Annotated in this window: 23 protein-coding genes; 19 read left to right on the top strand and 4 right to left on the bottom strand. The window is 66.3% G+C overall.

Annotation, left to right across the window (positions count from 1 at the left end):
* Nucleotides 1–95 precede the first annotated feature (95 nt).
* From rpoE to recO, 9 genes are all read left to right on the top strand, one after another.
* Entirely contained in the window at nucleotides 96–713 is a 618-nt protein-coding gene (gene rpoE / locus QM612_RS01125) for an RNA polymerase sigma factor RpoE (protein ID WP_415252058.1), read from the top strand.
* Between the two features lie 13 nt (nucleotides 714–726).
* Nucleotides 727–1,614, top strand: coding sequence for a sigma-E factor negative regulatory protein (locus QM612_RS01120; protein WP_415252057.1), 888 nt, complete (start codon nucleotides 727–729; stop codon nucleotides 1,612–1,614).
* A 53-nt stretch (nucleotides 1,615–1,667) separates the two neighbouring features.
* On the top strand, nucleotides 1,668–3,188 hold the full coding sequence (locus QM612_RS01115; RefSeq protein ID WP_415252056.1) for a DegQ family serine endoprotease: 1,521 nt from the start codon (nucleotides 1,668–1,670) through the stop codon (nucleotides 3,186–3,188).
* Nucleotides 3,189–3,340: 152 nt separating this feature from the next.
* Nucleotides 3,341–5,134, top strand: a complete 1,794-nt coding sequence (lepA, locus tag QM612_RS01110; RefSeq protein ID WP_415252055.1) for a translation elongation factor 4 — start codon at nucleotides 3,341–3,343, stop codon at nucleotides 5,132–5,134.
* Nucleotides 5,135–5,281: 147 nt separating this feature from the next.
* The gene (gene lepB / locus QM612_RS01105) at nucleotides 5,282–6,067 is read left to right on the top strand and encodes a signal peptidase I (protein ID WP_415252089.1); all 786 of its coding nucleotides are present in this window, start codon (nucleotides 5,282–5,284) and stop codon (nucleotides 6,065–6,067) included.
* A 28-nt stretch (nucleotides 6,068–6,095) separates the two neighbouring features.
* Nucleotides 6,096–6,470 carry a DUF4845 domain-containing protein gene (locus QM612_RS01100; protein WP_415252054.1) on the top strand — a complete coding sequence of 125 codons (375 nt, stop codon included), beginning with the start codon at nucleotides 6,096–6,098 and terminating at the stop codon, nucleotides 6,468–6,470.
* Between the two features lie 4 nt (nucleotides 6,471–6,474).
* The gene (rnc, locus tag QM612_RS01095; RefSeq protein ID WP_415252053.1) at nucleotides 6,475–7,137 is read left to right on the top strand and encodes a ribonuclease III; all 663 of its coding nucleotides are present in this window, start codon (nucleotides 6,475–6,477) and stop codon (nucleotides 7,135–7,137) included.
* Nucleotides 7,134–8,057, top strand: coding sequence for a GTPase Era (gene era, locus QM612_RS01090; RefSeq protein ID WP_415252052.1), 924 nt, complete (start codon nucleotides 7,134–7,136; stop codon nucleotides 8,055–8,057). The genes rnc and era overlap by 4 nt, the downstream gene beginning before the upstream one ends.
* Nucleotides 8,058–8,143: 86 nt before the next feature.
* Nucleotides 8,144–8,893 (top strand): DNA repair protein RecO, encoded by a 750-nt coding sequence (gene recO, locus QM612_RS01085; RefSeq protein ID WP_415252051.1) that lies wholly within the window; start codon nucleotides 8,144–8,146, stop codon nucleotides 8,891–8,893.
* Nucleotides 8,894–8,895: 2 nt separating this feature from the next.
* Here recO and QM612_RS01080 read toward each other — a convergent pair whose 3' ends face one another.
* Nucleotides 8,896–9,564, bottom strand: coding sequence for a response regulator (locus QM612_RS01080; protein ID WP_415252050.1), 669 nt, complete (start codon nucleotides 9,562–9,564; stop codon nucleotides 8,896–8,898).
* A gap of 72 nt (nucleotides 9,565–9,636) precedes the next feature.
* Here QM612_RS01080 and QM612_RS01075 point away from each other — a divergent pair, with 72 nt between their 5' ends.
* The 9 genes from QM612_RS01075 (at nucleotide 9,637) to QM612_RS01035 (ending at nucleotide 18,555) form a co-directional block, all read left to right on the top strand.
* The gene (locus tag QM612_RS01075; protein ID WP_415252049.1) at nucleotides 9,637–11,622 is read left to right on the top strand and encodes a hypothetical protein; all 1,986 of its coding nucleotides are present in this window, start codon (nucleotides 9,637–9,639) and stop codon (nucleotides 11,620–11,622) included.
* 22 nt (nucleotides 11,623–11,644) lie between these two features.
* On the top strand, nucleotides 11,645–12,274 hold the full coding sequence (locus QM612_RS01070; protein WP_415252048.1) for a YdbL family protein: 630 nt from the start codon (nucleotides 11,645–11,647) through the stop codon (nucleotides 12,272–12,274).
* A gap of 258 nt (nucleotides 12,275–12,532) precedes the next feature.
* Entirely contained in the window at nucleotides 12,533–13,867 is a 1,335-nt protein-coding gene (gene rlmD / locus QM612_RS01065; protein ID WP_415252047.1) for a 23S rRNA (uracil(1939)-C(5))-methyltransferase RlmD, read from the top strand.
* A gap of 100 nt (nucleotides 13,868–13,967) precedes the next feature.
* Nucleotides 13,968–14,495, top strand: a complete 528-nt coding sequence (locus QM612_RS01060) for a CYTH domain-containing protein (RefSeq protein WP_415252046.1) — start codon at nucleotides 13,968–13,970, stop codon at nucleotides 14,493–14,495.
* The gene (nagZ, locus tag QM612_RS01055) at nucleotides 14,496–15,548 is read left to right on the top strand and encodes a beta-N-acetylhexosaminidase (protein ID WP_415252045.1); all 1,053 of its coding nucleotides are present in this window, start codon (nucleotides 14,496–14,498) and stop codon (nucleotides 15,546–15,548) included.
* A complete protein-coding gene (locus tag QM612_RS01050; RefSeq protein ID WP_415252044.1) occupies nucleotides 15,545–16,102 on the top strand; it encodes a hypoxanthine-guanine phosphoribosyltransferase in 558 nt (185 codons plus the stop codon). Before nagZ ends, QM612_RS01050 begins: the two co-directional genes overlap by 4 nt.
* A 151-nt stretch (nucleotides 16,103–16,253) precedes the next feature.
* Complete coding sequence (locus QM612_RS01045; protein WP_415252043.1) at nucleotides 16,254–17,003, top strand: S-methyl-5'-thioinosine phosphorylase; 750 nt, start codon at nucleotides 16,254–16,256, stop codon at nucleotides 17,001–17,003.
* Nucleotides 17,000–18,253, top strand: coding sequence for an FAD-dependent oxidoreductase (locus tag QM612_RS01040; protein ID WP_415252042.1), 1,254 nt, complete (start codon nucleotides 17,000–17,002; stop codon nucleotides 18,251–18,253). Before QM612_RS01045 ends, QM612_RS01040 begins: the two co-directional genes overlap by 4 nt.
* Before the next feature lie 95 nt (nucleotides 18,254–18,348).
* Complete coding sequence (locus tag QM612_RS01035; protein ID WP_415252041.1) at nucleotides 18,349–18,555, top strand: cold-shock protein; 207 nt, start codon at nucleotides 18,349–18,351, stop codon at nucleotides 18,553–18,555.
* Between the two features lie 65 nt (nucleotides 18,556–18,620).
* Here the strand turns inward: QM612_RS01035 and QM612_RS01030 are convergent, their stop codons facing one another.
* From QM612_RS01030 to QM612_RS01020, 3 genes are all read right to left on the bottom strand, one after another.
* Nucleotides 18,621–20,390, bottom strand: a complete 1,770-nt coding sequence (locus tag QM612_RS01030; protein ID WP_415252040.1) for an ABC transporter transmembrane domain-containing protein — start codon at nucleotides 20,388–20,390, stop codon at nucleotides 18,621–18,623.
* A 165-nt stretch (nucleotides 20,391–20,555) separates the two neighbouring features.
* The gene (locus QM612_RS01025; RefSeq protein WP_415252039.1) at nucleotides 20,556–21,440 is read right to left on the bottom strand and encodes a hypothetical protein; all 885 of its coding nucleotides are present in this window, start codon (nucleotides 21,438–21,440) and stop codon (nucleotides 20,556–20,558) included.
* Nucleotides 21,437–22,048 (bottom strand): RNA polymerase sigma factor, encoded by a 612-nt coding sequence (locus QM612_RS01020; RefSeq protein WP_415252038.1) that lies wholly within the window; start codon nucleotides 22,046–22,048, stop codon nucleotides 21,437–21,439. The genes QM612_RS01025 and QM612_RS01020 overlap by 4 nt, the downstream gene beginning before the upstream one ends.
* An 87-nt stretch (nucleotides 22,049–22,135) precedes the next feature.
* Between QM612_RS01020 and QM612_RS01015 the strand changes: the two genes are divergently transcribed.
* On the top strand, nucleotides 22,136–25,018 hold the full coding sequence (locus QM612_RS01015) for an EAL domain-containing protein (RefSeq protein WP_415252037.1): 2,883 nt from the start codon (nucleotides 22,136–22,138) through the stop codon (nucleotides 25,016–25,018).
* Nucleotides 25,019–25,043 lie beyond the last annotated feature (25 nt).

Here is a 25,043-nt window from a genome sequence, read left to right as displayed (position 1 = left end):
CACCATGCCGGGTGGGCCGGCACGGAACTTTCGCGGCCCGCCCCTGTCATAACGCCCGGACGCGACCGGGCCCGAGCAACCGAGGTACGGCGCGAATGACGGAGGATCGGGTGTCGCAAGCGCTGGATCAGGATCTTGTCGCCCGCGTGCAGCGCGGCGACAACACGGCCTTCGACCTGCTGGTGCGCAAGTACCAGCACCGGGTCGGTGCGCTGATTTCCCGCTACGTGCATGACTGGGCGGAAGTGCAGGACGTGGCGCAGGAGACCTTCATCCGCGCCTATCGCGCCATCGGCGGTTTTCGTGGCGATGCGCAGTTCTCCACCTGGCTGCACCGGATCGCGGTGAACACCGCCAAGAACCATCTGGTGGCGCACAACCGCAGGCCACCCGGCGATGACATCGACATCGACGATGCCGAGCACTTCGAATCCGGCCTGCGCCTGCGCGACAACGACACGCCCGAGCGCGAATTGATGCGCCAGCAACTGGAACAAACCGTGTTGCGCGCGGTCGAAGACCTGCCACAGGAACTGCGCGAGGCGATCACCTTCCGCGAAATGGAAGGCATGAGCTACGAGGAGATCGCCGAACGCATGGGCTGCCCGGTGGGCACGGTGCGTTCACGCATCTTCCGCGCCCGCGAAGCCATCGACGCCCGCATGAAGCCCTTGCTTGACCACGACGATCTGCCGAAACGCTCGCACGCATGACAGGCATACAGCCATGAATACCGACAACGATCTGCAGGCCAATGACCTCACCCAATTGAGCAGTCGCGAACAACTGTCTGCGCTGATGGACGGCGCGCTGCCGCCGGATGAGACCCGCTTCCTGCTGCGCCGCCTGCAACACGACACCTCATTGGCCGAATCCTGGGAACGCTGGCGCACCGCTGGCGAAGTGATGCGCGGGTTGGCACCGACGCGACGCATGCCGGCGGATTTCGCAGCGCGCGTGTCCGCTGCCCTGCATGGCGATGCCGTTGCAGCACCGGCGCAGGCGCAGCAGGCATCGCGCATGCCGCAGTGGCTGCGCTGGGGTGGCGGTGCGGCGATGGCCGCATCGCTGGCGATGGTGGCGTTGATCGTGCGCACGCCGCAGCACGAAACGCCCGCATCTGTTGCTGCAACCGTCGCGGCAGCGCCGGTCACGACGCCCGTGATCGCTGATGTGCCCGCGCCGCAGCCACAGCCTGTTACGGTCGCTGCGGTCGATGTTGCGCCACAGACACTGGCGGCGAATACCGTGCGGCAATCTGCGCCTGCACCGCGTGTCGCGCGCCGCGCTGCGCGTGATGCCACGCACGCTCCCATGGCCGTGGCGGTTGCAGATGTAGCGGTTGCAGACCATGCGGTCGCCGTGCTGCCGGTCGTGGTGCCGCAGCCGGAAATCGCCACCCGCCCGTGGCCGCGTTCGGTGCTGCCGCAGTACAGCAATGACGGTTTGACGGTGGGCTTTGGCGAGCCCGTGCATCGGCTGCCGGTGTATGCGCCGCTGCAAGCGCCGGTCACGCCTGTGCAATCCCCGGCTGCCGATCCGGCTTCGGAAGTACACGATGACACATCGGCATCGCCCACGCCCGAACAACTGTCCGGCAGCGATCAGCCCTGAGCCGCGCATCGCTGCATCCACTTTCCATCCACGCGAACAAGGATTCGTCGAAGATGCCTGCACCCAAGCAATTCACCCTGCGCCCCCTGTTGCTGACCGCCGCGCTGGCGGTGGTTGGCGTTGTTGCCTGCAGCGGCCAGAACACCGCCAATGCGCAGACGCCGCTGGCGACACAACCCACCACGCCCGCGCCGCAACTGGTGGCCGGACTGCCTGATTTCACCCGGCTGGTGGAGCAGGTTGGCCCAGCCGTGGTCAGCGTGCAGGCCGAGATTGGCAGCAAATCCACTTCGACCGCGCAGCGCAGCCAGCAGTTGCCGGATGAGGCGGACATTCCCGAGTTCTTCCGCCGCTTCTTCGGCCCCGGCATGTCGCCGATGCCGGGCATGCCGGAAGCGCGTCCGCGTGGCGTTTCGCAGGGGACAGGCTTCCTCATTTCCGCCGACGGCCACATCCTCACCAATCATCATGTGGTCGATGGCGCGGACACGGTGCGCATTCGCCTGGCTGATCGCCGCGAGTTCACCGCGAAAGTGATTGGCAGCGACGAACAATCCGACGTGGCCCTGCTGAAGATCGACGCCAGCGGCCTGCCGGTCTTGCGCATCGGCGATTCCAGCGCGATCAAGCCCGGCCAGTGGGTGGTGGCGATCGGTTCGCCGTTTGGCTTCGACCATTCGGTCACTGCCGGCATCGTCAGTGCGGTGGGCCGCGCCAATCCCTATTCCGGCCAGCGCTACGTGCCGTTCATCCAGACCGACGTGGCGATCAATCGCGGCAATTCCGGTGGCCCGCTGCTGGATACGCGCGGGCAGGTGGTCGGCATCAATTCGCAGATTTTCAGCAATTCCGGTGGCTACATGGGCGTGAGCTTCGCCATCCCGATCGATGTGGCGATGAACGCGGCGCAGCAGCTCAAGGCCAGCGGCAAGGTGACGCGCGGGCAGTTGGGCGTGCAGATCCAGCAGATGACGCGCGATGATGCGCAGGCGTTGGGCCTGCCCGATGCACGCGGTGCGCTGGTGGCGCGGGTAGAGCCGGGCAGTCCGGCAGACAAGGCCGGCATCCAGCGCCAGGACGTGATCCGCAGTGTCAACGGACAGGCCATCCAGGATTCCAGCGACCTGCCGCCGATCATCGGCGCGATGGCGCCGGGTACCAAGGTGCAGGTGGAGGTGATCCGCGACGGCAAGCCGCGCAGCCTGACCGCAACACTGGATGCGCTGACCGAGGGCGTTGCCTCCGCTGATGAAAGCGAGCAGGCACCGCGCGCGCCCACCGAAGCCAAGGGCAACCCGCTGGGCATCATCGGCCAGGACCTGACCGCGCAGCAGCGCGAACGGCTGGGCTTGCGGCCGGGCGAAGGCGTGCTGGTTGCGAGGATCGAAGGGCAGGCCGCGCGCGAGGTGCTGCTCCCGGGCGACGTGATCCTGGCGGTGGGCCGTGTTGATGTGGGCAATGCTGCCGCGCTGGATGCCCGCTTGAAGGCAGCCGGCGCAGGCAAGCCGGTGATGCTGCTTGTCCGTCGCGGCGGCGGCACCCAGTACGTCACGGTGAACCCGGCGGAGGACTGATCCGCCGGTCTGCATCGGCGTTCGCCCGTGCCGGGACAAGGCGCGGGCGGCGCTGTGCGATAATGGACGGCTTGATTCCCGACTGGCCGCGACCCGCTGCCGTCGCAGCCCGCAGCCGCTTTTGGATGGCCCGCTCCATGCAGCACGACTCGATGCGGTTCATCCGCAACTTCTCCATCATCGCCCATGTCGATCACGGCAAATCGACGCTGGCCGACCGCATCATCCAGTTGTGCGGTGGCCTGCAGGATCGCGAGATGGAAGCGCAGGTGCTCGACTCCAACCCGATCGAGCGCGAGCGCGGCATCACCATCAAGGCGCAGTCCGTCTCGCTGCCGTACAAGGCGAAGGACGGCAATACCTACTTCCTGAACTTCATCGACACCCCCGGCCACGTTGACTTCAGCTACGAAGTCAGCCGCTCGCTTGCTGCCTGCGAAGGCGCGCTGCTGGTGGTCGATGCCGCGCAGGGCGTGGAAGCGCAATCGGTCGCCAACTGCTACACCGCCGTGGAGCAGGGGCTGGAAGTGGTGCCGGTGCTGAACAAGATCGACCTGCCCACCGCCGACATCGACAAGGTCAAGGAAGAGATCGAGGCCGTGATCGGCATCGACGCCGCCGATGCGGTGGCGATTTCCGCCAAGACCGGCCTCAACGTCGGCGACGTGCTGGAAGCCATCGTCCATCGCATCCCACCACCGCAGCCGCGCGACACCGACAAGCTGCAGGCGCTCATCATCGATTCGTGGTTCGACAACTACCTCGGCGTGGTCTCGCTGGTGCGGGTGATGCAGGGCGAGCTGAAACCCGGCGACAAGATGCTGGTGATGAGCACGGGCCGCGCGCATCAGGTTGACGCGGTCGGCGTGTTCACGCCCAAGCGCAAGGTGTTGCCGGTACTGCGCGCGGGCGAGGTGGGCTGGATCACCGCCAGCATCAAGGACGTTCACGGCGCGCCGGTGGGCGACACGCTGACGCTGGCGAACGATCCCGCGCCTGCGCCGTTGCCCGGCTTCCAGGAAATGCAGCCGCGCGTGTTCGCTGGCCTGTTCCCGGTCGATGCCGAGGACTATCCGGCGCTGCGCGAGGCGCTGGAAAAGCTGCGCCTGAACGATGCCGCGCTGCGCTTCGAGCCGGAAAGCTCGGAAGCGATGGGCTTCGGCTTCCGCTGTGGCTTCCTTGGCATGCTGCACATGGAAATCGTGCAGGAGCGGCTGGAGCGCGAGTACGACCTGAACCTGATTTCCACCGCGCCAACGGTGATCTACGAGGTGCTCAAGACCGACGGTGCCATCGTGCCGATGGACAACCCGGCCAAGCTGCCGCCGGCCAACATGGTGCAGGAAATCCGCGAGCCGATCATCCGCGCCAACATCCTCACCCCGGAAACCTACATCGGCAACATCATCAAGCTGTGCGAGGACAAGCGCGGCGTGCAGATCGGCATCACCTACATGGCAAGCCAAGTGCAGATCAGCTATGAACTGCCGATGGCCGAAGTGGTGCTGGACTTCTTCGACAAGCTGAAGTCGGTGAGCCGTGGCTATGCCTCGCTGGACTACCACTTCCTGCGTTTCGATGCCGGCCCGTTCGTGCGCGTGGATACCCTCATCAACGGCGATCGCGTGGATGCGCTGTCGATCATCGTCCATCGTTCGCACGCGGATCGCCGTGGCCGCGAGCTGTGCGAGAAGATGAAGGATCTGATCCCCCGGCAGATGTTCGACGTGGCGATCCAGGCCGCCATCGGCGCGCAGATCATCGCCCGCACCACGGTCAAGGCGCTGCGCAAGAACGTGCTGGCGAAGTGCTACGGTGGCGATGCCACCCGCAAGAAGAAGCTGCTGGAGAAGCAGAAGGAAGGCAAGAAGCGGATGAAGCAGGTTGGGCGGGTGGAGATTCCGCAGGAAGCATTCCTGGCGGTGTTGCAAGTGGACAGCAAGTAAGCTGCTTTTCCTTCTCCCTTCGGGAGAAGGTGGCCGAAGGCCGGATGAGGGTACGCCGTAGCGATGCGGCATCACTCCCGTGCCGAACCCTCACCCCAACCCCTCCCCGGAGGGAGAGGGGCTGAAACCGATGGAGAACGCGGCATGATGGTGTGGTTCGAGACAATCCTGGTCGTCCTGACCGCATTCACCGGCCTGGTCTGGCTGCTGGACAAGCTGTTCTTCGCCAAGCGCCGCGCACAAGCCGCCGGCCTGCTGGACGAAGGGAAGGAGCCGGTCGTCGTCGATTACGCCAAGGCCTTCTTCCCGATCCTGGCGCTGGTGCTGGGCCTGCGCAGCTTCGTGGCCGAGCCGTTCCGGATTCCGTCCAGTTCGATGATGCCGACCTTGCTGATTGGCGACTTCATCCTGGTCAACAAGTTCGCCTATGGCTTGCGCTGGCCGATCACCAACAAGAAGTTCCTTGCCAATGGCGAGCCCGCGCGCGGCGACGTGGTGGTGTTCCGTCCGCCGCACCAGCCGCGCCAGGACTGGATCAAGCGGGTGATTGGCGTGCCCGGCGACACCATCGGCTACCACGACCACAAGGTCACGGTGAACGGGCAGGCACTGCCATACCGGGTGGAGGGCATCTACAGCGGCGTGGGTCAGGGTGTGGACGCCACCGGCTCCGAACGCCTGACCGAAGGCCTGCCCGGGCGACCGCATTACGTGCTGGAACGCGGATACAGTGCCGCAGAGGGTGACTGGACGGTGCCGGAAGGGCATTATTTCGTCATGGGCGACAACCGCGGCAACAGCGAGGACAGCCGGTTCTGGGGGTTCCTGCCGGAGGCCAACCTGCGCGGCAAGGCGATCCTGATCTGGATGAACTTCGACCGGCACGCCGATGACTGGGTGGACACATCCAGGATCGGTACCCGGATTCCTTGAGCAACACAACCAAGAAGGGGATGCACCAATGAAGCGCATGCAACGCGGAATGACCATGCTGGGGTTCCTCATCACGCTGTCGGTGGTGATCCTGTTCGCCTACTGCGGCATGAAGATCGTGCCGATGTACATCGAGTACTACACGGTCAAGAAGACGCTGGCGAGCATCGCCGAGCAGAAGGACGCGGTCTCGAAGGCGGAGATCCGCGAGTCGTTCAAGCGCCACCTGCAGATCGATTACGTCGCCACCATCAAGCCGGAGATGCTGAAGATCGAAGGTGGCGATGGCGGCTACAACCTGGTCGTTGACTACGAGCGCCGCGAGCCCTTGATCGCCAATCTCGACGTGGTTGGCAAGTTCCGCGCCGAACAGGCATTGGCGGCTGGTGCAGGCGCACAGTGAAGCCGTGAGTGCGCGGGCATTTGCCGGCCATGCATTCGCGCAACCGGCACTGCTCGCGCAGGCGCTGACCCATCGCAGCGCCGGCAGCCCCAACAACGAGCGGCTGGAGTTCCTCGGCGACGCGCTGGTCAACCAGTTCGTTGCCGAAGCCCTGTATCTGCGCTGGCCCAAGGCCGACGAAGGCGCGCTGACCCGCGCCCGCGCCGAGCTGGTGCGCGAATCCGCGCTGGCCGGCATCGCCCGCACGCTCGAGCTGGGCACGCATCTGGTGCTGGGGCCGGGCGAGATGAAGACCGGTGGGCATCGTCGTGATTCCATCCTTGCCGATGCGGTGGAGGCGGTCGTCGCGGCGATATACCTTGATGCCGGCTTCGACGCCTGCCGTGCCGTGGTGCTGCCGTGGTTTGATGCGATGCTGGCCGCGCTGCCGCCGCCCAACAAGGTCGGCAAGGACGCCAAGACCCGCCTGCAGGAATGGTTGCAGGCGCGCGCCAGGCCGCTGCCGGTGTATGCGGTGCTGGAAGAGGGCGGCGAAGACCATGCGCGCATCTTCCGTGCCAGCTGCACGCTGGCCGAGCCGGCGCTGGTCACCATCGGCGAAGGCAGTTCGCGCCGCGCCGCCGAACAACAGGCGGCAGAGGCCGCAATGCAGGCCATCGAAGCATGAACACGCAAACCCAACGCAGCGGCGCTGTCGCCGTGATCGGTCGCCCCAATGTCGGCAAATCGACCCTGGTCAACGCGCTGGTAGGCGCCAAGATCAGCATCACCTCCAACCGCCCGCAGACCACGCGACACCGGCTGCTGGGCATCGCCACCTTTCCCGGTGGGCAATTGCAACTGGTCGATACGCCCGGCATCCATGGCGAGCAGGGCAAGCGCTCCGGCAAGGCCATGAACCGGATGATGAACCGCGCCGCGCGCGGTGCGCTGGAAGGCGTGGATGCCGCGCTGCTGGTGATCGAGGCGGGCCGCTGGGACAACGAAGACGGTCTTGCTTTCGATGCATTGCGCGACGCCGGCCTGCCGGTGGTGCTGGTGGTGAACCAGGTGGACAAGCAGAAGGACAAGACCGTGCTGTTGCCGTTCATCGCCAAGGTGACCGAAGGCCGCGAGTTCGCCGCCGTGCATCCGCTGTCCGCACTCAAGCGCAGCGGGCTGGAACCGCTGGTGCAGACCCTGCTTGGCCTGATGCCGGAAGCTGCGCCGATGTATGGCGAGGATGAAATCACCGACAAGAGCCAGCGCTTCCTTGCCGGCGAGCTGGTGCGCGAGCAGTTGATGCGCCAGCTGGGCGAGGAACTGCCGTATTCGACCACGGTGGAAGTGGAGAGGTTCGAGGAAGAACCTTCGCCCAAGGCCGGCGTGATGTACCGCATCGACGCGGTGATCTGGGTGGAACGCGACGGCCAGAAGGCCATCGTCATCGGCAAGGGCGGCGAACGCCTGCGCGAGATCGGTAGCCGCGCCCGCGAGCAGATGGAACGCTTGTTCGATGCCAAGGTCTTCCTGCAGACATGGGTGCGCGTGCGCGAGGGCTGGAGTGATGACGAAGCGGCCTTGCGCGCGCTCGGATATCACGATTGATCCAGAGCATCCGTAGGTGCCAAGCTTGCTCGGCACAACCCGCGAACAAGCATGCGGAGCAAGCTCCGCATCTACAGTGACGGCAGATGCGCTACACAGCCGAACCCGCTTTCATCCTGCATGCGCGCCCATGGCGCGAAACCAGCCTGTTGGTGGAAGTGTTGAGCGCGGAGCATGGCCGCGTCGGACTGGTGGCGCGCGGCGTGCAGGGGCCGAAGCGGCACCTGCTGCGTGCCGCCCTGCAACCGCTGCAATCGATCCGTTTCGATGCCGTGCAGAAGGGCGAGCTGGCCCAGCTCACTGCTGCCGAGGCGGTGGATGCCGCGCCGCTGCTGCATGGCGATGCGGCGATGGCGGCGTTCTACCTCAATGAACTGTGCCTGCGCCTGGCACCGCGCCTGGCCCCGCAACCGGAGCTGCACATGGCCTACGCGCAGGCCCGCGAACGCCTGCGCGCGGGCGAGGCGCTGGCGTGGACGCTGCGCCGGTTCGAGCGCGACCTGCTGGATGCGCTGGGTTTCGGGCTGGCATTTTCGATGGATGGCGATGGCGGGGAGATCGACCCGGCGGCGCGTTATCGCCTCGATCCCGAACACGGCCCGCGCCGGCTGCTCAGCGAACGTGCCGGCGAACGTCGCGAAGCCGCAACCGGGCGCGCGCTGCTGGCATTGGCCGGTGATGCGATGCCGGAAGCGGACGACCTTGCCAGCCTGCGCGTGCCGCTGCGCTTGGTGTTGCTGCACCACCTTGGCGGGCGCGGCCTGAAGTCATGGGACATGCTGGGCGAATTGGGCCGGCTGTCGATACCGTTGTCGTCGATGCCGACCTCGTCCTGATCTCAGGCGAGCAGGGCATCCACTGCGGACAGAAAGGCACCCAGCGCATCGCCATCATCGGGTGCGGCCAGCAATCCGCGCACCGTTTCACCCAATCGCGCCGCGCCCACGAAGCCGCAACTGGCAGCAAGGCGATGCAGTTCCGCACGCATCGCGGCGTGGTCGCGCGCATCGAACGCGGCCGCGATGCGTGCGCACTGACCGGGCAGTTCCTGCCGGAACAGGCCGCGCAGCGCATCGACATGCGCCTGCTGGCCACCGACCGCAGCCAGTGCCGCAGCATCGTCCCAGTCCGCGCATGCCAGTGACGGCAAGTGCTTGCGCAACACGGCATGCAGTGTGGTCACGCCCAGCGGCTTGACCAGCACATCGAGGAAACCGGCAGCGCGCAATGCATCAGCAGCACCGGCATCGGCGGTATGCGCCAGCGCGGGTGCAGTGATGCCGAGATCGCGCGCACGTTGCAGCAGCGTTTCGCCGCGACCATCCGGCAGGTTGGCATCAACCAGCAGCAGCGCATGCCGCGAGGCGCGCAGCAGCGCTTCGGCTTCAGCGATGCTGGCGGCGGCGTCCAGCTGTGCCGGCAGTGCGGCGATCGCCTCGCGCAGGAAGGCGGCGCTGACCGGGTCGTCCTCCACCAGCAGGATGCGGGGAAGCGGGGCAGTGTTCATCGCAGTGCGGCTCCGGCTTTGTATGCTGGCGGCATGTCGTTCCGGATGATGTTAGCCGCTTGCCTGTGCATGATGGCGATGTTCGCCGCATCGCCCGTGCATGCGCGCACGGCGCAGGCACGCATCGCCAGGATGGAAACCGGCGTCGCAACGTTGGAACAGGTGCGCCTGCGGCTGGACTGGCAGGCGGATGCCGAGTCCGGCGAATTGCAAATCTGGGCAGGGCGGGTGGATGCGCCCGGTCTTGGTTATCGCTATCGCGACCTGCATTGGCGCTGCCCGCTTCGGCGCGTGGCGAATGGCGGCTGGCAGTGCGATGGGCCGCTGCGCTCCGGGCAGGGCGTGCCGTTGCAACTCGCGGTGCGTTTCGATGCCGCAACCACGCAAGCCTCGTTGTCGCAGGGCAAGGCGCGTTTCGCGCTGCGTCGCAATGCGGGCTCGCCCGGCCTGACCCGCTTCGACCTGACCGCCGTGCCGCTGGTTTGGGTGCAGGCGCTGCTCATGCAGGCATGGCCCGCTGCGCGGCTGAAGGCCGGCACGCTGGACGGGAGCCTCACGCTGGAAACCTCGAAGGCGCATCCCCTGCGCATCGACGGCCCGCTGCGTCTGCGCGGTGCCAGTCTTGAAACTGCGGACGCGAGCATCGTCGGCGAAAACATGGGCGGCGATTTGCGCATCGACTACCGCAGCACGCCGGCGCTGACCTCGCTCACGGTGGATGGCGCGTTGCAGGGCGGCGAGTTCCTTGCCGGCAATACCTATGTGGCAATGCCGGAAGTGCCGGTCACCCTGCGCATCGAAGGAACGAAGCAGGCAGGCAGCGGCTGGGCGTTTCCGCGCATCGAATGGCGCGATGGCGATGTGCTGCAGGCCACGGCACGCATGCAGTTTGCGGAAGATGGCGCGTTGTCTGCGCTGGCGGTGGAGGCAGGCAGCCGCGACATGACGCCACTGAAGGCGCGCTACCTGTCCGGCTGGATGGGCCTGTTCGGATTGGGCGAAGTCGATCTGCACGGCGCGCTGGATTTGCATGCCGAAGTGACGAATGGCGCGCTCTCGAAAATGGAAGCGCGTATGCGCGGTGTTGATCTGCGCGATCCGGGCGAGCGCTTCGTGTTCGAAGGCTTGCAGGGCGAAGTGCGCTACTCGGCGGGTGCGCCGGTGCGCAGCGAACTGACATGGCGTGGCGGCAAGTTGTATGGATTGGAGTTCGGCGCGGCGCGATTGCCGTTTGCAAGCGCGGACGGCGTGCTGCGCATTCCCGGCGATGTGACAGTACCGCTGATGGGTGGCAGCGCGAGTTTCCGCGATTTCACCCTGAAACCACCGCGTGGCGATGCCGGTGCAGACATCCGCTTTGGATTGCAGCTTGCCGATGTGGATTTCGGGCGTGTCTCGCAGGCGCTGGGCCTGCCTGCGTTCCAGGGGCGACTGAGCGGCAGCATTCCCGATGCGCGTTATGCGGATGAGCGCATCGTGTTCGATGGTGGCCTGTCGATGCAGTTGTTCGATGGCCGGGTGGCGTTCTCCTCGCTGGCGCTGGAACGCCCCTTCGGCACCGCGCCCAGCCTGAGCGCGGACATCGCCTTCGACGATTTGGACCTGCTGCGGCTGACCGAGGTGCTGGGCTTCGGCAGCATCACCGGCAGGCTGGACGGGCGCATCGAAGGGCTGCGACTGGTGGACTGGACGCCGGTCGCGTTCAACGCGCGTTTCATCACCGATGGCAAGCGCGGCGTGAAGCAGCGGATCAGCCAGCGCGCGGTGCAGAACATCGGCAGCGTGGGCGACGCCAGCTTCATCACCAGCCTGCAGGGGCGGCTGATCGGCCTGTTCGACGATTTCGGCTACCAGCGCATCGGCATCGGTTGTCGACTGGCGAACGAGGTTTGTGCTATGTCGGGCCTGCATTCAGCGAACAACGCCTTTACTATCGTTGAAGGTGCCGGCGTGCCGCGCCTTTCCGTGGTGGGCTACAACCGCATGGTGGATTGGCCCACGCTGGTTGAACGGCTGGTGTCGATCGGCAAGGGCGATGTGGCCCCGGTGGTGGATTGAGGACGCGAACAGGAGCGATGCGATGAGCAAGTGGTTCGGAATGCCGGTGGTGGGGGCGCTGCTGCTCAGCGCATGCGTGACGATCAACGTCTATTTCCCCGCGGCCGAGGCCAAGGAAGCGGCGAAGGAGTTCGTCGAAAAAATCATCAACGAGACCGACAAGGTCAACATCAAGACCGAGGAGCAGCCCGCGCCCGCTGGTGGCGGCATGGCTCGGCTTGAGAAGCGCTTCGACTTTGATGTCAGCGGATTCGACCCGTGGATGCTGCTGGGCTTCGGCAGCGCGCAGGCGCAGTCCGCGCCGGACATCACCATCAAGACGCCGGCTATTCAGGCCATCCAGTCGCGGATGGAGTCGCGCTTCAATGCGACCTTGCGCAAGGGCTTCGACAGCGGCGCACTGGGCTTCACCGGCGACGGTCTGATTACCGTGCGCGATGCCGGCAAGCTGGAACTGAAGGACCGCGTGGCGATGAACGCCGCCGTGGCCGACGACAATCGCGACCGCAAGGCGGTGTATCGCGAAGTGGCGGTGGCCAATGGGCATCCCGAATGGGAAAGCCAGATTCGCGACGTGTTCGCCAAGCAGTGGATCGCCAGTGCGCGTGCTGGTTGGTGGTATGAGCAGGGCGGAAGCTGGAAGCAGAAATAAGGCATGTGTTCCCTTCTCCCCGCAAGCGGGAGGACATCCATCTTTTCCTTCTCCCGCAAGCGGGAAGAAATCCAGCTTTCCTTCTCCCGCAAGCGGGAGGACATCCATCTTTTCCTTCTCCCGCAAGCGGGAAGAAATCCATCTTTTCCTTCTCCCCGCTTGCGGGGAGAAGGTGCCGAAGGCGGATGAGGGGTGTTCTTTGCGGGAAAGCGTGGCGCATCTGCGACAATACGCGGCCACCCCGCAGCCTTTCGCCACGTGGCCCGACTCGACCAATCTCCCAAGCGTTTTGACATCCATGACCTGAGCCATGACGGACGCGGCGTTGCCCGCTGGCCGGAAGGCCATGCGCATGCCGGCAAGGCCGTGTTCGTGGCGGGCGCGCTGCCGGGCGAAGCGGTGATGGCGCAGCAGACCGCGCGCTCCAGGCATTTCGACGAAGCCAGGACCCTGGAGGTGCTGGAAGCATCGAAGGATCGCGTGCAGCCGCGTTGCCCGCATTTCGGCGTGTGCGGTGGCTGCGTGTTGCAGCATCTGGCCGAGGATCGGCAGATCGCCTACAAGCAGCAGGTGCTGTTGGACAATCTGCAACGCATCGGCCACGTCGCGCCGGGCACGGTGCTGCCACCGCTGCGTGGTGATGCATGGGGCTATCGGCGCAAGGGGCGGTTCTCGGTGCGGCGGGTGGAGAAGAAGGACAAGACGCTGGTCGGCTTCCGCGAGCAGGATCCACGCTTCGTCGCCGACATCGGCGAATGCCATGTCGTGGTGCCGCAGCTTGGCTTCAAGGTCGCTGCGCTCGGCGCGCTGGTGGATGCGCTGGATGCGCGCCGTGACATTCCGCAGATCGAGTTCATTGCCGGGGACGATGCCACTGCGTTGGTATTTCGCCATCTGCAAGCGCTGTCCGATGCCGACCGCGTGAAGCTGGCGGCATTCGGCGAGGAATACGGCTTCACGATTTATCTGCAACCGGGCGGCATCGATTCGGTGCATCCGCTTGCGGGCGAGCCTGCGAAGTTGGCATTCCGCCTGCCGCAGTGGGATGTGGAACTGCTGTTCCGCCCGCTGGATTTCATCCAGGTCAATGCGAAGCTCAATGAGGCGATGATCGCCCGCGCACTGGAACTGCTGGACGTGCAGCCGGGCGAGCGCGTGCTCGACCTGTTCTGCGGTCTTGGCAATTTCACCCTGCCGCTGGCGCGCGCGTCCGGCGATGGCGCAGTGGTTGGTGTCGAAGGTGATACAGGTCTGGTGGCACGTGCGCGCCTGAACGCCGAGCACAACGGCATGGGCAATGTGCAGTTCCATGCTGCCGATCTCGCGCAGAATCTGGCTGGCCAACCGTGGCTGAAGGCCGGGTTCGACAAGTTGCTGCTTGACCCGGCGCGTTCCGGTGCCATCGAAGTGCTGAAGCAATTGCCGTTGAAAGGCTTGAAGCGGATCGTCTATGTGAGCTGCCATCCGGGCTCGCTGGCGCGCGATGCAGGCTGGCTGGTCAATGAAGCAGGCTGGACGCTGCGCGAGGCCGGTGTGATGGACATGTTCCCGCATACCGCGCATGTGGAATCCATCGCGGTGTTCGAGCCGTGATCCCGCTCGTCATTCCGGCGAAAGCCGGAATCAATTTCTTTGATCAAGCTTGAAAAGCTGGATTCCGGCTTTCGCCGCAATGACGGCACGGAGGCGACTGGTGGCAATCGAAATCGAACGCAAATATCTCGTCACCGGCGACGGTTGGCGCAGCGCTGCGCACAAGGTGGTGCCGATGGCGCAGGGCTACCTCAACGACATCGGCATGGTGGACAGCGGCGCGATGAACACCTCGGTGCGGGTGCGCATCGAAGGCGATGCCGCCTTCCTCAACATCAAGTCGCGCGAGTTGGGTACAAGCCGGCAGGAGTTCGAATATCCGATCCCGGTCAGCGATGCGCGCGCACTGCTGGCACTGGCGGTGGGCGGGCTGATCGACAAGCGTCGCCATTACGTCGAACACGCCGGGCACATCTGGGAAGTGGACGAGTTCCTTGGCGACAACGCCGGGCTGGTGGTGGCCGAGATCGAACTGGACAGTGCCGATGAAGCATTCGACATGCCGGCATGGGCGGGCGTGCAAGCCACGGATGCGCCGCGCTACTACAATCTGGCGCTGGCCTCGCGCCCGTATTCGCAATGGCGCGATGACGAGCGCATGGCGCTTGACCTGATCGAAGGAAAATAAATGCTGCAAATCGGCGTTTCCGGGCACCAACTCACCGCGCAGGAGCGCGACTGGCTGCAACACGATGCCTGCGCCGGGGTGGTGCTGTTTGCGCGCAACTTCGCCAGCCGTGCGCAAGTGGCGGAGCTGACCCAATCCATTCGCGAAGCCGCCCCGCGCCCGCAATTGATTTCCGTCGATCAGGAAGGTGGCCGCGTGCAACGCTTCCGCGACGGCTATACCGTACTGCCGGCGTTGCAGGGGTTTGATGCGCTGTATCGCGAGGATGCCGACGCCGCGCTGGCGCTGGCGCGTGAACACGCATGGCTGATGGCCAGCGAAATCCGCGCCACCGGCATCGACCTGAGCTTCGCGCCGGTGATCGATCTTGGGCGCGGCAACCGCGCCATCGGCAATCGTGCGTTTTCGGACGATCCGCAGATCGTCGCCGCGTTCGCACGCGCCTATGTCGAGGGCATGCACGAAGCCGGCATGGCGGCGACGCTCAAGCATTTCCCCGGCCACGGTTCGATCCCGGAAGACACCCATTTCGACGTGGCCGTCGATGACCGTTCGCTGGATGCGATGCGTGCCACGGATCTGATTCCGTTCCGGGCCGGCATCGCCGCCGGTGCGGACGCGGTGATGATGGCGCACATCATCTATCCGCAGACCGCGCCGGAGCCTGCCGGTTATTCGCCGCGCTGGATCGGCGAGATTCTGCGCGGCGAGATGGGTTTTCGCGGCGTGGTGTTCTCCGACGACATCGGCATGGCTGGCGCGCATTCGGTTGGTGGCGTGAAGGCACGCATCGACGCACATCTGGATGCCGGCTGCGACGTGGTGCTGGTCTGCCATCCGCAGATGGTGGAAGAAGCGCTGCGCGCGATGGAAGGGCGCAGCGCCAACACCATGGCGCTGACCGGCCTGATGGGGCGCGGTGCGCTGGGTTGGGATGCGCTGCTGGCCGACGGGCGACGCGATGCCGCGCAGGCGCGGCTTGGGCATGTGCGCGAATCGGCGGTGGATGCCGGGTTGCAATCGGGTGCCATCAACGTGGGAGACGTGGCATGACAGCACCGAAACTGGCGGATGCGCTGGCTACCGCGCATGTGGTGTTCGACAAGCCTGCGCTGGAAGCGGCGATCGTGCGCATGGCGGATGAAATCCGCCCACTTTATGCCGATGGTGAAGTGCCGCTGTTCATCACGGTGATGAATGGTGGCCTGCCGTTTGCCGCGCAACTGGCGTTCGCATTGGGCGAGCGCGGGCTGGATCTTCAGTTCGACTACCTGCACGCCACCCGCTATCGCGGCCAGACCAGTGGCTCCGGGCTTGCGTGGCTGCATCGCCCGGCCACGCCGATGCGCGGGCGCAAGGTGCTGCTGGCCGATGACATCCTCGATGAGGGCCACACCCTGCTGGCGGTCAAGCACTGGTGCGAAGACCAGGGCGCTGACGAAGTGCGCATCGCGGTATTGGCAGAGAAGCTGCACGACCGCTGCGTGGATGGCATCTGCGCCGACCATGTGGGCGTGCAGGTGCCGGATGCCTATGTGTTCGGCTACGGCATGGATTACCACGAGCAGGGGCGCAACCTGCCGGCGATTTATGCGTTGGGGGAATGATGAGTGCATGCCCATCGCCGGCAACGCTTTGCCGGACACGCCGTAAATACGTCCATGTAGGCTTCTCGGCGACATCCGTGTCGCCGAGAGTCCGGCAAAGTGTTTCCGGCACGGACATGCATGGAAAGTTGGTCGAAGGGCAGAGCAAAAGATGAGCATTGAACTCGCAGTCATCGGCGGCACCGGCGTGTATGCACTCGGCGAACTGGCCGATGTCGAAACCCGGCAACCGGACACGCCCTACGGCGCACCGTCCGGGCCGATCCGCATCGGCATGGTTGCCGGCCATCGTGTCGCCTTCCTTGCCCGTCATGGCGAAGGCCATTCGCTGCCGCCGCACAAGATCAACTACCGCGCCAACCTGGCCGCGTTGAAAAGCATCGGTGCAAACCGCGTGCTGGCGCTGAACACCGTTGGCGGCATCACGGCGGACTTCGGCCCGCGCGTGCTGGCCTGCCCGGATCAACTCATCGACTACACATGGGGCCGCGTTTCGACGCTTTGCGAAGAACCGGGAACCGATGTGCTGCACGTCGATTTTGGCGATCCCTATACGCAAACGCTGCGGCGCGACATCGTCGATGCCGCCGCCCGCGCAGGCGTGGCGCTGGTCGATGGCGGCTGCTACGGCGCAACCCAGGGCCCGCGCCTTGAGACGAAGGCAGAGATCGCGCGCATGCGCCGCGACGGCTGCGATCTGGTCGGCATGACCGGCATGCCGGAAGCGGGCATCGCGCGCGAATTGGGACTGGATTATGCCTGTCTCGCCATCGTCGCCAACTGGGCGGCGGGTGCAGGGCCGGACGTGGATGAAGTCATCACCCTGCAGGACGTGCTGGACAACGTGGCGGCGGCGATGGACGGCGTGCCGCGCATCCTGCGGACGATGCTGGGCGAATGACGCGCCGCCTGCGCGTTGCCATCGTCGGCTACGGCAGCGGCGGGCAGGCTGCTGCGCTGGCGCTGGCGCGTGATGGTCATGAAGTCGAAGTCTTCGAGCGCGTGCCGAATCCCGGCCCGGTCGGTGCCGGCTTCCTGCTGCAACCCACCGGCTTGCAGGCGCTGTGGCGGCTGGGCCTGCTGGATGCAGTGCGCACGCACGGCGCACCGGTGGCGCGGCTGTATGGCGAAACGCCGTGTGGCCGTGCGGTCATGGACATGCGCTATGCCGACCTCGATGCACGGCTGACCGGCATCGGCATGCAGCGTGGTGCGTTGTTCGCATTGCTGCATGCGGCAATCGGCGCGCAGGTCGGCATCCAGTTGCATGTCGATCATGCAGTCGAGGAACTGGATTGCGATGCCGGACGCCTGCGCGATGCGCGCTGGCGCTGGCATGGCCCGTTCGATGTGCTGGTGGTTGCCGATGGTTCGGCATCCGCATTGCGTGCGCAGGTGACCGCAAGCCGCATCGACAAACCGTATCCGTGGGGTGCGCTGTGGTGCCTGCTGCCCGAGGGCGACTGGTCATGGCCCACCGAACTGCGCCAGCGCTACCTGCTGGCGCGGCAGATGGCCGGCATGCTGCCGGTGGGCTGCATGCCCGGTGATCCGGTGCGCAGGCTGAGTTTCTTCTGGAGTTTGCCGGTCAACGGCTTCGGTGACTGGCGCACGGCGGGCCGCGATGCCTGGATGCAGCAGTTGCAGGCACTGTGGCCGGAGGCGCATGCGCGCATGGGCGAGGACTTCGATGTGTCCTGCCTTGCGCGCGCGGCCTATCGCGATGCCATTCCGAAGCGCTGGTGGCGCGGGCGCACGGTGTTGCTGGGCGACGCCGCGCATGCAATGAGCCCGCAACTGGGGCAGGGCGTGAACATGGCGCTTGTGGATGCGCTGGAACTGGCGAAGCAGCTTGGGCAATCGACATCGACCACCGATGCTTTTGCCGCTTACGAAACCGCGCGCCGCGCGCATCTGGCGGCTTATCACCGCTACAGCCGCTGGCTGACGCCGCTGTTCCAGTCGCACCACGACGGCATCGCCCGCCTGCGTGATGCCGCTTTCCTGCCGGCGGGCCGCTTGCCATTTGCCAGTGGACACATGCTGCGGGTGCTGTCCGGCACCCAGCAGGGCTGGTTCGGGCGCTACCGGCTGGAGCCGGGCTTTGTCGATGCGCTGCATCGGGCATCGCCCGCCAACCAGACGGAATGAGCACGGGGATTGCGCGGCCCCGCGCTTGATGCATACTCGCGCCGTGCCGCGTGCGGCACGCCACCGCAATCGTTCCCGCAAGAGGTCTCGCATCCATGCAGTACGGCACCGTGAAGTGGTTCAACGACGCCAAGGGCTTCGGTTTCATCTCGCCCGAGGACGGCAGTGCAGACGTTTTCGTGCATTTCTCCGCGATTGATTCCAAGGGCTTCCGCAGCCTGCAGGAAGGCCAGCGCGTCAGCTATGAAGTGCAGCAGGGCGCAAAGGGCGCGCAAGCCGCCGGGGTCAAACCGGTCGAGTGAGTCGCGACAACCGCCGCAATCTTTCAAGCCCCGCCTCGCGCGGGGTTTTTTATGCTCATTTATGCTCAGTCGAGGAACTGCAGCTTTGCGAGTTCCGCGTACAGCCCGCCCTGTGCCAGCAGTTGCGCATGCGTGCCTTCGGCAACGATGCGGCCTGCATCCATCACCACGATGCGGTCGGCGCGCAGCACGGTGGCAAGCCGATGCGCCACCACCAGCGTGGTGCGGCCTTCCATCAGGTGTTCCAGCGCGGTCTGCACCGCGCGTTCGCTCTGCGCATCAAGTGCGGAGGTCGCCTCGTCCAGCAGCAGCACCGGCGCGTCCTTGAGCAGGGCGCGGGCGATGGCGATGCGCTGTTGCTGGCCACCGGACAGGCGCGCACCGCGTTCGCCGAGTTCACTCGCAAAGCCGTCGGGCAGGGCATCGAGGAAGTCGTCGGCCTCGGCCGATTCCGCTGCCTTGCGCACGTCCTCGTCGCTGGCTTCCAGCCTGCCGTAGCGGATGTTGTCGATGGCACTTGCGGCGAAGATGGTGGGCGATTGCGGCACCAGCGCGATGGCTTCGCGAAGCTGCGCCGGGTCAAGTTCGCGCAGGTCGATGCCGTCCAGCAAAATGCGCCCGGCCTGCGGGTCGTGGAAGCGCAGCAGCATCGTAAGCACCGTGCTCTTGCCGGCACCTGATGGCCCGACCAGCGCCACCGTTTCGCCGGGTTGCACGCGCAGGCTGAAGTTTGCGAGCGCCGGCGTGTCCGGGCGCTGCGGATAGTGGAAGCTCACGTCCTCGAACACGATTTCGCCGCGCACAGGCGCAGGCAATGCACGCGGCTGTGTGGGCGCGAGGATGGCCGGGCGCTGCTCCAATAGTTCGTGGATGCGGCCCATGCCGCCGGCGGCGCGCTGCAGTTCGTTCCAGACTTCGGCCAGCGCGCCCACCGAGCCACCGCCGATCAGCGCGTACATCACGAACTGGCCGAGTGCGCCTGCACTCATGCGACCGGCGATCACGTCATGCGCGCCCGACCACAGCACCACGATCACCGCGCCGAAGATCAGGCTGATGGCGACCGCCGTCACCAGCGCCTGCGCACCGATCCGCTTGCGCGCGGTGGCAACGGCGGTGTCCATCGCCAGCGCGTAGCGAGCGCGCTCATGCGCCTCGCGCGAATGCGCCTGCACCGTGCGCACCGCGCCGAGTGCTTCGGTGGCAAGGGTATTGGCATCGGCGATGCGGTCCTGGCTGGCGCGCGAAACCTTCTGGATGCGCCGCGCGCCAATCACGATGGGCGCAACCGCCAGCGGGATGCCCAACAGCGCCCACGCCGCCAGCTTGGGGCTGGTGATGAACAGCATTACCAGCGAGCCGATCACGGTCACGCTGCTGCGCAGGGCCACCGACATGCTGGAGGCGATCACGCTGCGCAGCAGTTCGGCATCGGCAGTCAGGCGTGAGACCAGTTCGCCGCTGCGGCTGCGATCATAAAAACCGGCGTCGAGGCCCAGCAGGTGTGCGTACAGCCGGCTGCGCAGATCGGCGACGACCTTTTCGCCCAGCAGGGTGACGAAGAAATAGCGGGCGGCAGTCGCCAATGCGAGTGCCACGATCACCACCAGCACGAAGCCGGAGGTGCGGTCGATGTTGGCACCGCTGCTGAAGCCGTGGTCGATCATCTGCCGGAACGCCACCGGCAGGCTGAGGGTGGCGGCGGACGAACAAGCCAGCGCGACCAGCCATGCGCTGAACAGGCCAAGATGGCGGCGGACGAAGGGCCACAGCGCGCGCAGGGAACCCAATGGAGGGCGTGTCGGCGCCTTGGACGCCGGGGCGGGGGAGTTCATGCGCGCATTTTAGCGTCGCGCGCCGGTGAGCCGTTGTTCACGCCATCTCGCGTGGTGGTGTTTTTGCTGTTCCTTCCCCCCTTGTGGGGAAGGTGCCGAAGGCGGATGCGGGGCGAAGTTGGTAGATGCGGAGCTTGCTCCGCATGTCGATGTACTCGTTGTGGTTCAGGGCACCGATTCGGGCGCGGGCTGTTCCAGCGGGCGCAGGTCATCCGGCAGCTTCGCTTCCGGATAACGGCGGCGGAACTCGCTCAGGCTGGCGCGGGCGGCGTCGAGTTCGCCCTGTTGCTGCAAGCTGCGGATGCGCTGCAGCCAGGCATCGCGCGCGGCGGGGCTGTCCATGGTGGCGGGCGGGATGTCTTCGTCTGGCGCATCGGTGACGCTGGCGGCTTCGGCGCGTGTGGCCTGCGCCTTCGCGGTGGACTGCGTGCTGGCGCTGGCGGCGCTCCGGTCGAGGCTTTCCGCTGGCGGCGCGCCGGCGGTCTTCGCGCGCTGCATCACGATGGCGTCCTCGCGTGCGACCGTTGCGGTGGCGACCTGTGGCGCAGGTGGCGGTATTGCGATGGCGGGTGCAGCAGCGGGCGATGGTGGTGCCGGTGGTGCGGGAGGCGGCGCGGCTTCATGCGTCTGCGCAGCGGCGGCAATTGCCGGCGTTGCGGCCACGCGCGGCGCGGGCAGCGTTTCGGGTGCAGCCGCCGGTGCAATGGCAGGCGCGGCGGCAGCATCGGCAGGTTCGATGGCGGCAACGGTTGCGACAGGCAATTCATGCAAGCTGGCCTGCTCGTGCGCCGCTTCGGGTGCTGCGGTGGGTTGCTGCAACTGCCAGGTCAGGCCGACGGCCAATGTCACCGAGGCCGCAAGGCTGATCGGCACGATCCAGCTGCGCCGCTTGCCTGCGGTCTTGGGCTTCGCCTGCACGGCCTGCTGTGCGGCGGCAAGGATGCGCGCGTCCAGCGCGCTATCCGGCTGGTCGCGGCCATGCAGGCGCGGCAGCGCGGCAGCCAGTGCGCGCTCTTCGGCATCAAGTGGTTGCTGCGGGTGCGGGTTCATGCCGGCAACCTCGCGCGCAGTTTGTCCATCGCATAGCGCAGGCGTGACTTGACCGTTTCGCGGCCCACGCCGGTGATTTCGCCGATTTCCTCCAGCGTCAGTTCCTGTTCCAGCCGCAACAGCAGCACCTCGCGTTGTTCTTCGGGCAGGTCGTCCAGCGCAAGCTGCAACTCGCGGCGGCGCTGGAACTCCGACAATACGCGCTCGGGCGTGTCGGGGTCGGCCACGCGGGCCAGCCGCTCGTCGGCATCGAGCGGTGCCGACGGACGGTGTTTCAGGCTGCGCCAGTGATCGCCCAGCCGGTGGTGGGCGATGGTGTACAGCCAGGTGGCGAAGCCGGCTTCCGGCTTCCAGCCTGCCCGCGCCGCAATCACCCGCTGCCACACGTCCTGGAAGCACTCGTCGGCCAGCGCGTTGTCGCGCAACTGCCGCAGCAGGTAGCGGTACAGCTTCTGCCGGTGGCGCGCGTACAGCGCGGCGAACGCCCCGGCATCGCCCGCCGCGTAGGCAAGCATCAGGGTTTCGTCGCTGTCGTCGGCAACCGTGGTGTCCACGGCCACCAGCCTACGGACTGGCGCGGCCAGCGGAAAGGGGGTGGGGCAGGCCATGCGCATGCCGATGCCAACGTATGCAGGCCGGGAACGGGGTTGCCGTTCGTGCGTGCGGTTTGCGTTCAAGGCACTATGCTGACGACGATGAATGGCGTTCCGCTGCCAGCGCTGCCCGCAGAATCCGTTGCCGACCCGGCGACGGAGGCGCTCGACCTTGCCGGGCTGGCGGAGGCACTGAGGCGCAGCCTGCCGGCGGGCGCGCAGGTTCGGGTGGAATGGCACCACCCGGAACTGGGGCTTGGCTGTGGTGGCGAAATGGGCTTGCCGGCATCGGTGCCTGCGCGATTCAGGTTGCACTGGGCCGGCCCCGAAGGCGCGCAACTGGCGATTGAAGCGGCGCATCCGCAGCCGTGGCCCGCCGGCATCGAAAGCCACTGGCCGGTGTTTGCCCGGCAACTGGCGGATGCCGCCGTGCGGCTTGAACTGGCCGGGCGCAGGATCGAATCGCTGCGCCGGTCAGAACGCCTGCAGCAGGCGCTGTACGAAATCGCCGACCTTGCCGGCAGCGGCCGCGAGCTGCAGGACATGCTGCGCCGGCTGCACGCCATCGTCGGCGAGCTGATGTATGCCGAGAACTTCTACATCGCGCTGTACGACGCGCACCGGCAGACGATGCGCTTCCTGTACTTCGTTGACCAGCGTGACGACTGGAAGAACGACCCGGATCAGGAAATCCCGGTCGATGATGGCGAGAACACCCTGACCATGTACCTGCTGCGCAGCGGCGAGGCCATGCGCGGCCCGTCGGCGAAGCTGCGCGCGCGCCTGGGCATCCCGCTGAGCATGTTCAACGGCCCGGACAGTGCCGACTGGCTGGGCGTGCCGATGCGGCGTGGCGACCAGGTCGTGGGTGCGATCGTGGTGCAGGGCTACCACGATGACGACCTGTACAGCGAAGACGACCGCATCCTGCTGGCCTACGTCGCCCAGCACATCCTGGTTGCGCTGGACCGGCACGATGCGCACGAGCAACTGGAGCGTCGCGTGGCCGAACGCACCGCCGAACTCCAGCACGCCGTCGAGAACCTGCATGCCGAGGTGCAGGAGCGCCAGCGCGCGCAGGAGTTGCAGCGGGCCTTGTTCAGCATCGCCGAGCTGTCGATGACCAGCGCAACGCTGGAGCGCTTCTATGGCGAGATCCACCGGGTGGTGGGGGGCCTGCTGTACGCGCACAATTTCTACATCGCGATGCTGTCCGCCGACGGCAGCATGCTGGAGTTCCCGTATTCGGTGGACGAGTACGACAGCACGCGCGTGTCGCGCAAGCTTGGCGGAGGCCTGACCGAGTACGTGCTGGCGACCGGTGCGCCGCTGCTGGCGGATCGCGCGCGCATCGATGCGCTGCAGCGCGAAGGCAAGGTGCGCACCTTCGGCTCGCTGGCGCAGTGCTGGCTGGGCGTGCCGCTGCTGCACGAGGGCAAGGTGGTGGGCGTGATCGCGGTGCAGAGCTATTCGCCGGACATCGTGTTTACCTCGCGCGATCAGGACCTGCTCACCTTCGTGGCGTATCACATCGGCAGCAGCCTGGCCCGCAAGCAGGCGCAGGACCGGCTGGTGCAGGCGCATGCCAGCCTGGAGCAGCGCGTGCGCGAGCGCACCCGTGAACTGGCCGAAGCCAATGCCGAACTGGTCGAACAGATTGGCGAGCGCACCAGTGCCGAGCGCAAGCTCACCCATCAGGCCATGCACGACGCGCTGACCGGCTTGCCCAATCGCGTGCAGTTGCTGGAGCGGCTGGGCCGGGACATTGCGCAGGCGCGCAGTGGGCCGGAGACCTGCTTCGCGGTGCTGTTCCTCGACCTGGATCGCTTCAAGCTGGTCAACGACAGCGTGGGCCACGCGGTGGGCGATGAACTGCTGATCGAGGCCGGGCGGCGCATCGTTGGTGCGGTGCGCGGTGGCGACGTGGTGTCGCGGCTGGGCGGCGACGAGTTCGCCATCCTCGCCGAACACCTGGAAGGCCCGCAGATGGCGATGGAACTGGGGCGGCGGGTACTGGCCGCGCTGGGCGCGCCGGTGTGGGTGGCCGGCCGCGAACTGTTTCCCACGGCCAGCATCGGCATCGCGGTCTGGCATCCGCGCTATGGCAGCGGCGAGGAGATGCTGCGCGATGCCGACGCGGCGATGTACCGCGCCAAGGGCGAGGGCCGCGACCGCTGCGCGATGTTCGACGAAGCCATGCGCGAGGAAGCCACGCGCACCCTCGACATGGAGTCCGACCTGCGCCGCGCGATCCATGCCGAGGCATTCGAGCCGTACTACCAGCCCATCGTCCGGCTGGGCGATGGAGGGCAGGTTGGCAGCGAGGCCTTGCTGCGCTGGCGGCATGAACGACGCGGCGTGCTGGCACCGGGCGAGTTCCTGGACGTGGGCGAAGACAGCGGCCTGATCGAACAGGTGGACTGGCTGATGTACGCGCGCGTGGTGGCCGACATGGCGCGCCACCCGGACACGGGCTACGTGGCGATCAACGTGTCGCCGCGCCATTTCCGCGTGCCGGATTTCGCGCACCGCCTGCTGGGCCTGCTGGATGCCGTCGGGGTATCGCCTTCGCGCCTGCGCATCGAGATCACCGAAGTGGCGCTGCTGGACGATGCGCCGCGCACCAGCGAAATCCTCAACACCCTGCGTGCGCGCGGCATCCTGGCGCAGCTGGACGATTTCGGCACCGGCTTTTCGGCGTTGTCCTACCTGCACCGCTTCCCGATCGCCTGCCTGAAGATCGACCGCAGTTTCGTGTCCGGGCTGGATGGCGATGCACAGGCCAGCAGCGTGGCCGTGGTGCGCGCCATCATCGCGCTGGCCGGCAGCCTGGGCATCGAGATCATTGCCGAGGGCGTGGAAACCGAGCGCCAGCGCGAGCGCCTGATGGAACTGGGTTGCGAATATGCGCAGGGTTTCCTGCTGGGAAGCCCCGCGCCGTGGGCGGAGGCATTAGTTTCGTCTTTCCGGCGAAAGCCGGAATGACGACGTTGAATGCAGGGGCGCGTCG

Origin of the sequence: Thermomonas sp. (assembly GCF_047606765.1) — a bacterium.
In the GTDB taxonomy this organism is placed as follows: domain Bacteria; phylum Pseudomonadota; class Gammaproteobacteria; order Xanthomonadales; family Xanthomonadaceae; genus Thermomonas.
This window is presented reverse-complemented; position numbering and strand designations above follow the sequence as displayed.